Source organism: Pseudomonas fontis (assembly GCF_028656955.1).
In the GTDB taxonomy this organism is placed as follows: domain Bacteria; phylum Pseudomonadota; class Gammaproteobacteria; order Pseudomonadales; family Pseudomonadaceae; genus Aquipseudomonas; species Aquipseudomonas fontis.
The window spans coordinates 1-1,089 of the sequence record NZ_JAMDGY010000144.1; the positions used below are offsets into that span (position 1 = coordinate 1).

The 1,089-nt window shown below is 61.8% G+C and carries 1 protein-coding gene; it reads right to left on the reverse strand.

Annotated elements, in window-relative coordinates; genetic code table 11:
- Positions 1-23: 23 nt before the first annotated feature.
- Positions 24-968 (reverse strand): Dyp-type peroxidase, encoded by a 945-nt coding sequence (locus M5G11_RS27265; protein WP_273914118.1) that lies wholly within the window; start codon positions 966-968, stop codon positions 24-26.
- Positions 969-1,089 lie beyond the last annotated feature (121 nt).

The following is a 1,089-nucleotide window of genomic DNA, read 5'->3' on the forward strand; positions in this document are numbered from 1 at the left end:
TGGCGGCAGCGGCTACAGAAGGCTCAGCGATCAGCCAGCGCTTCCAGCAAATCCGCCGAAGGCACGAAGAACAGGCCGCCAGTGACGGCGGTACTGAAGTCCAGCAGGCGGTCGTAGTTGCCTGCCGGGCGGCCGACGAACATGTTTTCCAGCATCTGCTCGATGGGCGACGGCGAACGGGCGTAACCGATGAAGTAGGTGCCGAATTCTCCAGCCCCCGGGCGCCCGAACGGCATGTTGTCGCGCAGGATCTTCACTTCTTCCCCGTTTTCGTCGGTGATGACGGTCAGGGCGGCGTGTGCGTTGCTTGGTTTTTCTTCGTCGCTCAGCTCGATATCGGCCAGTTTGGTGCGGCCAATGACGCGCTCCTGGGCTTCAACCGACAGCGCGTTCCAGGCATCCATCTTGTGCAGGTATTTCTGTACCAGCACGTAGCTGCCGCCACTGAATTCCGGGTCCTCATCACCGATCATGGTGAAGTGTGCGGCTTTGCGGCCTTCCGGGTTTTCCGTGCCATCGACGAAGCCGATGATGCTGCGCATGTCGAAGTAGCGGAAGCCCTGGACTTCGTCGGCAACGGTTACCGCGTCGCCCAAGGCCGCCATCATCTGGGTGGCCAGCTCGAAGCACAGGTCCATCTGCTCGGCACGGATGTGCAGGAGGATATCGCCCGGGGTGGCCGGGGCCAGGCGCTCACCTTCACCGAACTCGCGGAACGGGTGCAGGGAGGCTGGGCGTGGGCCGTCGAACAGGGTGTCCCAGGCGTTTGCGGAGATACCACAGACGCACGTCAGGTTGCCCGCCGGGACGCGCTTGCCCACCGAACGGGTCAGGCCGGCGACGTCGCCAAACCAGTCACGCACGGTTTGTGCGGATTCCGGGGTGGGGTTGAGGGTCAGTACGAGGAAGATCGCGCTGCTGGTGATTGGGTTGCAAACGGCTTGGGGTTCTGGGGTTTCGTATGTCATTACTGCGCGCAGGGTCATGGTTTGGGGGTGGGAGCGTAGCAGAGATGTTTTGTTGATTGTGATTTGTGGGGAGAAAGGTCACCTGCACACTTCGCTCTTGTAATGTAGCCGCTGCCGTCAG

Excerpts from the sequence above, each read along its gene's own strand:
- M5G11_RS27265 (WP_273914118.1), bottom strand. The coding sequence starts at position 968 with ATGACATACGAAACCCCAGAACCCCAAGCCGTTTGCAACCCAATCACC.